9 protein-coding genes are annotated in these 9,495 nt (G+C 56.1%); 4 read left to right on the top strand and 5 right to left on the bottom strand.

Features of this window, described 5'->3' with window-relative positions:
- Positions 1–279: 279 nt before the first annotated feature.
- The 3 genes from PN477_RS03245 to PN477_RS03235 form a co-directional block, all read right to left on the bottom strand.
- A complete protein-coding gene (locus PN477_RS03245; RefSeq protein ID WP_272117064.1) occupies positions 280–507 on the bottom strand; it encodes an indolepyruvate ferredoxin oxidoreductase subunit alpha in 228 nt (75 codons plus the stop codon).
- Positions 508–585: 78 nt separating this feature from the next.
- Positions 586–1,080 carry a TolB family protein gene (locus PN477_RS03240; protein WP_272117062.1) on the bottom strand — a complete coding sequence of 165 codons (495 nt, stop codon included), beginning with the start codon at positions 1,078–1,080 and terminating at the stop codon, positions 586–588.
- The gene (locus tag PN477_RS03235) at positions 1,067–1,570 is read right to left on the bottom strand and encodes a TolB family protein (RefSeq protein ID WP_272117061.1); all 504 of its coding nucleotides are present in this window, start codon (positions 1,568–1,570) and stop codon (positions 1,067–1,069) included. Before PN477_RS03235 ends, PN477_RS03240 begins: the two co-directional genes overlap by 14 nt.
- Positions 1,571–1,660: 90 nt before the next feature.
- Here PN477_RS03235 and mtnA point away from each other — a divergent pair, with 90 nt between their 5' ends.
- Positions 1,661–2,701, top strand: a complete 1,041-nt coding sequence (gene mtnA / locus PN477_RS03230; protein WP_417158743.1) for an S-methyl-5-thioribose-1-phosphate isomerase — start codon at positions 1,661–1,663, stop codon at positions 2,699–2,701.
- A gap of 401 nt (positions 2,702–3,102) precedes the next feature.
- A complete protein-coding gene (locus tag PN477_RS03225; RefSeq protein WP_272117057.1) occupies positions 3,103–3,912 on the top strand; it encodes an exosortase-dependent surface protein XDP2 in 810 nt (269 codons plus the stop codon).
- A gap of 82 nt (positions 3,913–3,994) precedes the next feature.
- Here PN477_RS03225 and PN477_RS03220 read toward each other — a convergent pair whose 3' ends face one another.
- Entirely contained in the window at positions 3,995–4,681 is a 687-nt protein-coding gene (locus PN477_RS03220) for a hypothetical protein (protein ID WP_272117055.1), read from the bottom strand.
- 9 nt (positions 4,682–4,690) lie between these two features.
- Entirely contained in the window at positions 4,691–5,917 is a 1,227-nt protein-coding gene (gene hemW / locus PN477_RS03215; protein ID WP_272146975.1) for a radical SAM family heme chaperone HemW, read from the bottom strand.
- 325 nt (positions 5,918–6,242) lie between these two features.
- Here hemW and PN477_RS03210 point away from each other — a divergent pair, with 325 nt between their 5' ends.
- Together PN477_RS03210 and PN477_RS03205 are read left to right on the top strand one after the other, a co-directional pair.
- On the top strand, positions 6,243–7,325 hold the full coding sequence (locus PN477_RS03210; protein ID WP_272117050.1) for a PIN/TRAM domain-containing protein: 1,083 nt from the start codon (positions 6,243–6,245) through the stop codon (positions 7,323–7,325).
- A 98-nt stretch (positions 7,326–7,423) separates the two neighbouring features.
- Positions 7,424–9,361: a serine/threonine protein kinase gene (locus tag PN477_RS03205; protein ID WP_272117047.1), complete on the top strand. Its 1,938-nt coding sequence runs from the start codon at positions 7,424–7,426 to the stop codon at positions 9,359–9,361.
- The last annotated feature ends 134 nt before the right edge of the window (positions 9,362–9,495 follow it).

Genomic DNA, 9,495 nt, shown 5'->3' with positions numbered 1-9,495 from the left:
TGTCGTTCTCGAAAAAGGTGGAGAACCACATTGGGGCGATATGGCTGTTCATCCATGAGTACAATCGGGGCATCAGAGAGAAGCTGGCGGAGCAAGATGCCCCTATCTTTTCCTCTAGCCTGCACTAAAATGCACTACCCTTTATTGTAGGGTGGGTTAGGCGGATTAAACTCCTGCTATCACTGCAATCCAGCAATCCGCCGTAACCCACCAATTAGCATGTGCCGAGACTGGGGATCGTAAAGCGTCGCCATGGGAATCCCCCAGCGGCGGCGGGCATTATTGGGGCGTTTGTTGTAGATCGGCGCGTTCTTCCGGGACGATCGCCCCTTCGACGGGACAGACTTGGAGACAGATCGCGCAATCAATGCAGGTTTGAAAATCAATCCAAAACCAATCTGTACCTTGACTATTTTTGCCGGGGCCGGGATGGATGCAGGCCACGGGACAGGCGGCGACGCAATCGGCAACACCTTCACAGACTTCCGTGACAATTGTGTGGGGCATGGTTGTTAACATTTCTTTAACAAAGTCACGGCCTATTTTAAAGGGTGGCGGGATCAAGGGTGGGCTGAAATTCTGTCCCTAGGGCAAATTATTCCGCTCGACGATCGCAAGATCCCATTGCCCCAATTGATTGGTTTGAAAGGCTACTTGGGAACCGTCACCGCTGATCGTGGGGTTTTTCACCGTGCCACGGAGGTTGGCGGTGAGGAGTTGCGATCGCTCGGTTTGGCGATCGTAGACCAACACATCGGAGCGGCCCCGTTCGGTGGAGACATAGGCCAGATAACGACCATCGGCGCTGAGGGCCGGCTGGTCTTGGCTCGAATCGCGGCGATTGAGATTCGGCAGGGGGACGAGTTGGCGCGTTTGGAGATCGTAGAGCAAGAGATCGCGGCGGCCATTGCGATCGCTGCTAAAGGCCAAATATCGCCCATCACCGCTGTAGCTCGGCCCTTCTTCGGGGGTGTCGCTGTTCAATCCCCCCGTGGGAATTTGCGGCTGAATGAACAGAGCACAACCGCCACAGAGCAAACCCAGGGCGAGACCCACGCCCCCGCCCCTAATCCAACGCATTGCCCTGACGGTCGTAGATTTTAATATTCCAGCGTCCTTCTTCGTTGGCTTCAAAGGCGATCGCTGCCCCGTTGGCACTGATCACCGGGCGGCGGACTTCGGCTTGGAGTCCTTCGGTGAGGTTTTGGGTCAGGCCGGTATCGCGATCGTAAACGTAGATATCCGCCAACCCTAAGCGGCTGCCCAGGTAGGCAATATAGCGGCCATCTTCGGAGATGGTGGGGTCGTTAACACTGGCATCGAGGGAGTTTAAGCCCGGCAGATCAATGAGCTGCCGTTGGGCCATGTCGAAGAGAAAGACATCTTGGGAGCCTTTGCGATCGGAGACGAGGATTAGATAATCCCCCACCATTTGGGGCGAGAGTTCCGAGGCGGGGGTGTTCACGCCGCGACCGCCCGCATCATAGGGTAAGTTGAGCGATCGCGGATAGCCCTGACACCCCCCAAGCATCAGCCCCAACAGGCAAAACCAAACTTTTTTTCCGAGCATTCCGTAACGTATCAACAAGGGCGAGAGGCGGGGTGTTCTTCCCCAGGAACAATTCCTGTAGAATACTGTAGCCTCTATCCTGTCCCCATGATGCCGGAATTTTACCCTGTGCAATGGGAGGGCGATCGCGTCCTCCTCATCGACCAAACCCGCCTCCCGGAACTTCTCACCACCGTTGAGATCACCAGTAGCGATGCCATGGCGATCGCGATTAAAACCATGATCGTCCGGGGCGCACCGGCCATTGGTGTGGCCGCCGCCTATGGGATGTACCTCGGCGCACGGGAATACACCGGCTCGGATCGCGGCGAATTTTTGGCCCATTTAGAAGCGATCGCCCAAACCCTGCGCCAAACCCGCCCCACCGCCGTTAACCTCTTTTGGGCCATTGACCGGCAATTGCACACCGCCCAAACCACCAGCGGCGACCCCGCCACCATCTGCGCCACCCTCCTGCGCACCGCCCAAGCCATCCAAGCCGACGACCTCAACCGCTGCCATGGGATCGGCGATCATGCCCTGAGCATTCTCCCCCCTAGCCCCGAAAAACTGACCCTCCTCACCCACTGCAACGCGGGCGGCCTGGCCACGGCGGGGTATGGTACTGCTGTCGGGGTGATTCGTTCCGCTTGGCGCGAAAATCGCTTGGGTCGCGTCTTTGCCGATGAAACCCGCCCCCGCCTCCAAGGGGCCAAGCTCACCGCCTGGGAATGTGTCCAAGTGGGCATCCCCGTCACCGTAATTACCGATAACATGGCCGCCCACTGTATGCAGCGGGGAATGATTGATCTCGTCGTCGTCGGGGCCGATCGCATCACCGCCAACGGCGACGCAGCGAACAAGATCGGAACCTACGGCCTAGCGGTGATTGCCCAGGCCCATGGTGTGCCGTTCTATGTGGCCGCGCCCCTGTCTACGATTGATTTCAAGCTAGCCACAGGGGCAGAAATTCCCATCGAAGAGCGCGATCCGGCGGAAATTTATCAAGTGGGAGATACGCGCCTTTGTCCGGAGGGGGCGGAGTTTTATAACCCAGCTTTTGATGTAACACCGGCTCGCTTGATTGCCGGGATTATTACCGAGCATGGTGTGTTTGCACCGGATCAGTTGGGGTCACTGCGCGATCGCTAATTGTTCTCGCTGCGGTGCGATCATCCATGCTTCAACCTGTTGCCATCATCACCCTGTGATGGCTATGGTTTGAGCGATCGCACCGCATCTTTCCAGTTCGTGAGGCGATTGGCATGCTGATCAAGATCAGCCCAAGTCAGTGAAATTACGCAAGACTTTTTCTCTGTACATATAAAAGTCAATTTAATCCGAAATAATACTAAAACCATGTAAATGGAGTTGTTTTTGCTTCATGACGACTTTATAAATGTCATGTCCTCTATCAACTTTTAGTAAAGATAACGATTCAGTTAGTTTCATCTCCGGAAGACCAAGATACATTGAAACTGTCAGGTTCATAGCTTCACTCTTGAACCATCAGTCTAGAAAGATATTTTTTGTCCCAACGGAGCACAGAACACATGAGTATTTTTAAACATGGAAGTTTAGCCGTATTGTTAGCCGGAGCTGCGATCGCCGTTGGAGCTAGTGCAGCCCAAGCCTTCACCTTCACCACCAACTACACCGCTTCCCACAGTGGCAGCAATCAGTGGAAAGGCAATTTAATGCTCGATTCCGTGACCTACGGCGGTCAAACCTACAGTGATTTCAGCTTAGTCAATCGTACCAACATCGTCAGCAATGACCTCTGGACTGGCGGCAACACCGGAGCGGCTAGTGCTGACATGGGGGATTTGGCAACCGTCGGCTTAAAGGCAGAACGGGCGAGCAATAGCGACATTGCCCAAGCCCTGGGAAACAAAAACCTCAGCAGCATCGTTGACACGGAAGATAGCGGCAACTTTGCCATTGACCTGTTTTTTGACAAAGGCGTGCAAGATATTTTGATTTGGGAACGGGGCAAAAACAGTGCCATGGATGTGCAGGCGATCGATGCTGGCGGCAACTTGGTCGGTAACTTGTTGGCGCTGGGGATATCCAATCAAGGGGGCTGGGGTGATGCAGGCTTCAAGCTTGACACCAAAGAGATTGGGAGTGCTCAGTCTGTGGCATCCATCGGCGTGAGCTTGACGGACTTTGGCGTGAATGACAGCGCGATTTATGGCTTACGGGTGATCAGCCGGGGATCGAGCTACAACGGCCCGGACTGGAAAGTGATGGGAACGGCCGCGAAACCGACCACCAACACCCCGGAACCGTTTTCGATGCTAGGGGGCGCGATCGCTCTCGGTGGTGCGGCTCTGATGAAACGCCGTGCCGCTCAACGGTAAGCTCTGCGTCCGCACAATACTGATCCAGACATCATCCCCAGGGTTGCGAAATCCTGGGGATTTTTGTGGGGTCACGCTGCCCTCAGCCAACGCCTAAGATGTAGTCAAACTGATTGCGCCCCACGTTGATTTCGAGCATTTTGATCACTTGGCGATTGTCGTCATAGGGGCCGTTGATGTAGAGGGGGCGATCGCGATAGCCGAAACGCAAGACGGGTTCGCCGGGCCAATGCCCCAAGTGGTAGAGGGTCTGCTCAAAATCAGGATGGGGATTGAAGCCGAGGCGGGCGGCATAGTCCACGGCTCCGAAGACGATCGCTTGGGCTTCTGAGAGGGCGATCGCTCGATATCCCGCCGGAAATGCCCCATAAAAACGACGGACAAAATCGGGATATTGGGCGCGATCGCACTGTTGGGGCTTCATCGTGTCCTTGACCCCTAAACAAAGATAGTCCACCAAATAGGTACAAACCGAGACCCGATCCATCCCCTTCAGACGCGCCACCGCCACTAAACCGAGACAGCTTTGGGGTAAGTCTTCGGGTTGATGCCCATCGAGGAGATAGTCGGCACAGGTCTGATCCACAAGACATTCATAGATGGGGGGCAAGTCGCCTTTGGTGGCGAGGGTGAAGATGGGGCCATCGCCATGGGTCGCAATCACACTGCGCACCTCGGAAACCCGGAGTTTGAGGGCGGCGGCGATTTGGCGGGGGGTGTGGTTTTGGGCGCGGAGATCGAGGATGGTTTGTTCTTGTTCTGGGGACACGGGGACTCCTCACCGGTGGGCTGAATCGGGATCGAACTGCGCAAAGAGGCTTGCCAAAATTGTATTGGAAAAGAGGAACCCGTCTGGATCGGTGAGGGCGATCGCATCATCTCCCAGGGTGACCCAACCCTGAGCGGCGTAGGGGGCGAGGGTGGTGCGGATTTGGGCCTGTTCTGACGGCGTGAAGCGATCGCACCTGACCCCCTCCCGCAGTCGCAGGCCAAGCATCAGGGTTTCGAGGAGGCGATCGCAGTCGGTTTCCGGTTCATCGGGAATCGTCGCCCCCGCTGCGAGCCAATCGTAATAAGCCTGACGGGTGCGCGGTCGGCTGAAACGGATTCCGTCGGTGTAGCTCGCCGCCCCCATCCCAAGGGCGTAGTAAGGGCGATTTTCCCAATAGGTACGGTTATGGCGACAGGCAAAGCCGGGGCGGGCATAGTTGGAGATTTCGTAATGGTCGTAACCGGCGGCGGTGAGGTGGGCTTGGGCGATGCGGTAGAGGTCGGCGGTGAGGTCATCATCCGGTAGGGGGGTTTCGCCGGGGCTGTAGCGTTTGCCGAAGGGGGTGACGGGTTCGAGGACGAGATCGTAACAGGAGAGGTGAGCGGGGGCAATCGCGATCGCCGCTTCTAACGAGTCCTGCCACTGTTCACGGGTTTGGTGGGGCAGACCCGAAATTAAATCAAGGCTGAAATTGTCGATCTGAGCGCGGCGGATCATCGCAACAGCATCGTAAATTTCGGCGACAGAATGCGATCGCCCACAGGTTTGCAGCAATTCATCTTGAAACGCCTGCACCCCAAGGCTAAACCGATTCACCCCAGCGCTGCGATAACCGTGGAGTTGCCCAAAGGTAAAGGTTCCCGGATCAATTTCCATCGCAATTTCCACCCCCACCGCCAGACCAAAGGCGTGATCCAACGCCGTCAGGAGTTGATCGAGTTGTTCAGGCGTGAGGAGGGACGGTGTGCCGCCGCCAAAAAAGACCGTTGCTAAGGGCTGGGGGGTAGAGCGGGCGGCGGTGATCTCGATTTCCTGGGTGAGGGCGGCGAGGTAGGGGGGGATGCTTTGGGATGGGGTGCGATCGCGCCGCTCCCCCACCACCGCAATCGGAAAATCACAATAGAAGCAACGCCGCCGACAAAAGGGAATATGAAGATAGGCCGACGAAATCGGAGATGCGATCGCCGGCTCCTGTGGTTGAGATTGCACCGTTTTGATCCGTCGTTGTCTCATTTTGATCTGTTTAAGATTGTGTCAATCTTACAAAAAAAAGACTTAAAAATTACGAATTCCTTACAAAGATGGGGCCGATTTTCAGTAAATTGATTGAATGCGATCGCCTCACAACAATTGCCAAAAAAACCACCGTCTATCCCGCCATTAATCCCCTCAACCCTAGGACAGATCGGGACTTCACCCCCCGATTCCTATCCACCCATTCCCTAACCGTCCCAGCCGCGATCGCGAAAACCGAATTAAGCCCCCTTTCCTGCCCCGATATAATAGACAGAGGTTCAATAACCGACCATACATCTGCCCAATTTTGGGAATCATCATCATGTTAGATGCCGTCATTATCAGCATATTTGTTTTAGCCCTAGCGGGAGTCGGCTACGAGGCTATCGACCTCGCCCCGCCGGATGTGCTGACCCAAGTCACCAACATCGAAGCAGTGCGGCTGATCATCGCCAGCTTTGGTGCGATCGTCGGGTTAGCCCTCGGTCTCACGGCGCAGACCACCTATCGCCGCCTCGAAGCCACCGTCCGCAGCCTCCCCATTGAAACCATTCTCACCCGTGCGATCGGATGGGTACTGGGCTTACTCTTGGCAAATCTGATGCTGGCCCCCATCTTTCTGCTGCCCATTCCCGACGAATTTAGCCTCGTTAAACCCCTCAGCGCCGTCCTCGTCAGCGTCATGTTCTCCTTCCTGGGGGTTTCCCTGGCCGATACCCACGGACGCACCTTCCTCCGCCTGATCAACCCCAGCAGCATTGAAACCCTGCTCGTCGCCGAAGGCACGCTCCAAGCCGCGATCACCAAAATTCTCGACACCAGTTGCATCATCGACGGACGGATCGAAGAACTCCTCGCCACCGGCTTCATTGAAGGTCAAATCCTCATTCCCCAATTTGTCCTCCAAGAACTGCAACTCCTCGCCGACAGTTCCAACGACCAAAAACGACTCCGTGGCCGGCGCGGCTTAGACATCCTCAACCGGATGCAAGCCGCCTTCCCAGAACAGTTGGTGATTAATCCCACGGACTACGACGACATCTCCACCGTGGACGCGAAATTGGTGCGCTTCTCCCAAGAAATCAACGGTACACTCCTCACCAATGATTACAACCTCAGCAAGGTGGCCAATCTGCAAAAAGTGGCGGTGTTGAATGTCAATGATCTCGCCCAAGCGATTCGCCCGATCTATCTGCCGGGGGACACTCTGGATCTGAAAATTCTCAAGCAAGGGAAAGAACCGGAACAGGGGGTTGGTTATCTGGAAGATGGCACGATGGTGGTGGTTGAAGAAGGGTCGGAACATCTCGGCGGTGAATTGCAAGTGGTGGTTACGTCTGCCCTCCAAACCTCTGCGGGCCGGATGATCTTCGCTAAACCCTACGTCTCGATTATGGCTTCGTGATGGGGTGAGGGCATAACTCCTTGATCATGGCCTTGGCGCAGCGGGCGCGATCGCACCCCTCAGCCACAATAAGAATAGATTCGGTGGCAGGAGGCCCCATGCTCGGACTACATGCCCAAGGTGAAATCATTGCAGACCGCTATCAAATCGTGACCACCCTCGGTCAAGGGTCGATGGGAACCACCTACGCAGCGGTGGATCACCAGACTTCCCAGCGCGTCGCGTTGAAAGTGGTGTCCCTGCGCCAAACCACTGAGTGGAAAATGCTCGAACTGTTCGAGCGTGAAGCCCGCGTCCTCGCCACGTTGAACCATCCGGGGATTCCCCAATACCTGGACTATTTTGATCTGGATACTCCGGACGATCGCCGCTTCTACCTCGTGCAGGAATTGGTCGAGGGGGAATCGCTCCTCGCCAAACGAGAACGCGGCTGGCAACCGAGCGAGGATGAGGTGAAAGCGATCGCCCTCCAAACCCTCGATATTCTCGCCTATCTCCACGGCCTCAATCCCCCCGTCATTCACCGCGACATCAAGCCCGAAAACCTGATCCAAACGCCCGACGGCCGGATTGTCCTCGTGGATTTTGGCGCTGTGCAAGAGGCCTATCGCGCCACGATCAGCCGGGGGGGGACGTTTGTGGGAACCCTGGGCTATATGCCCCCGGAGCAGTTTCGCTGTCAGACTGTGGCTGCGTCGGACCTCTATAGTTTGGGGGCGACGTTGGTGTTCTTATTGTCGGGAAAATCTCCGGCGGACTTGCCCCAGGTGCGGATGAAGCTCGATTTTCAGGCTGAAATTACAGTTTCGCGCCCGTTTGCCGCCTGGCTCAACACCAGCCTTGAACCGGCGATCGAAGATCGCTTTGCCTCCGCGATCGCAGCTCAAGAGGCTCTCCGCGCCAACCTCCCCCTCAAGCTCAATCCGGAGCAGATCGCCCCCCAACCCGCCGACAGTCAGATCATCCTCTCGAAATCCCCCCACAACACCACAATCCATATCCCCAGCGGGACATGGTGGCACAAGAAACGCTTTACCTTGTTGGTGGTGAATTGTGTCTGGACTGCGATCGCGCTCCCCACGATCTCCCTGTTGGTGGCGATCGCGATTGTCGTGGCCCTCGATCCGGCGGAAACGGTGGTGACGCGGATTGTGGCGACCTTGATGATGGGCATTCCTGTTGTGGTCGTGGCGGCGATCAGTGGGCTGTTGTGGCAAGGAGTCCGGACGGTCAAAGGCGATCGCACCACCCTCCACATCACCCCCCAAACAACCCGTTTAACCTATCGCTTCTTACCCCTGCAAAGCACGTTAATGGGAGCCACCTCCGACATCAGCCTCCGCTACAACCCCGATCGCTATAACTACATTGAACTGCGGTACGCGGGTAACAATGAACCGATCACCCGTTCCGCCTGGGGACTGACTCGCCCCCTCCGTCAGCCCCAAATCTATCGCTTCGGCCAAGCCCTCACCCCAGAAGAACGAGACTGGCTCGCAGGCGAATTAAAAAGCCTGTTTGTGATGCAGCCTGTCGCCCTGCATCCAACCCCCGCATCCCCGCCAGACTCGCTGTTACCCCATAGCCGTGTCCAACTGCGCCGCGACGCTGACAGCTTAATGATTCAGGTTCCGGCCAGCTACAGTGTGCTGCAAGCAGGGGGAGTTGCGATCGCCGTCGTCATTGGGATGTGTCTCGTCTTTCCCATCGGCATCATTGCCCTGATTGTGCTCTGCATTGTCCGTGCGAGTGTGTTTTGGTCGGTGGGGGGTGATTTTCAACTCAAAATCACCGCCGATCGCTACGATCTGCGTTGGAGTTATTTCGGCTGGAATCACTACCTCACCGGCAAAACCGCCGACATTCACAAAGTCGCCCTGTGCCCCACCGGTATCACCGTCAACAATCGCCCCGTCTATACCTGCGGTCTGGTGAAAGATCACAATACCATTCTCTTTGGTACATGGCTCCGCGAAGATGAGCGCACGGCCCTCGTGGAGGTGATTAACGACTATCTCCAAACCCAGCGTTCTTGACATACTCCCCCACTAAACCCTACGGGCTATAGTGGGAGATTCTGAACAGCCAGTTACCTGACCATTTATCCACTCAAACAACGAGAGTTGCAGAGGGTTGCTAGGCTCAACGACTAACGCCATTGATTTATCCT

Source organism: Spirulina subsalsa CS-330 (assembly GCF_028330765.1).
Taxonomy (GTDB): Bacteria; Cyanobacteriota; Cyanobacteriia; order Cyanobacteriales; family Spirulinaceae; genus Spirulina; species Spirulina subsalsa_A.
The sequence above is the reverse complement of the archived record's forward strand: the minus strand, read 5'-3'. Positions and strand labels throughout refer to the sequence as shown.